1 pseudogene is annotated in these 388 nt (G+C 68.3%); it reads right to left on the bottom strand.

Annotation, left to right across the window (positions count from 1 at the left end):
* Positions 1-388, bottom strand: a pseudogene (locus ADL08_RS35445) (transposase family protein); the annotation flags it as partial.

The raw sequence follows: 388 nt of genomic DNA on the forward strand, positions 1-388 counted from the left end.
GGATCTTGGCGTGGGTGGTGTTGTAGCGGCGCTGCCATCGCTTGAGTTTCCGGCCGCGGATCGGGACTCGAATGTGTCGCCCCGCCGCCTGGTGGGCGCGATCAGCCCGGGTCGTCAGCCCGGTGGTGTTCAGCGCCTCGATGATTCCGGTGGTGCGGGCGGCGGTCAGGTCGTGCGTGGCACCGGGCAGCGCGGGCGAGGCCCACAGCGGTTTGCCGTGTGGATCGGCGATGACCTGCACGTTCATTCCGTGGCGTTTGTGTTTCCCGGAGTACTACGGGCGGTCCTCGGCGATCCGGTCGATCGGCACGAGCGTGCCGTCCAGGATCAGGAACGCCTTGCGCCGAGCCTCGTTCATAGCCTGTCGGAGCGTCGGAGCGTCGGAGCG

The sequence above is a fragment of the Streptomyces sp. NRRL F-6492 genome, assembly GCF_001280125.1.
In the GTDB taxonomy this organism is placed as follows: Bacteria; Actinomycetota; Actinomycetes; order Streptomycetales; family Streptomycetaceae; genus Streptomyces.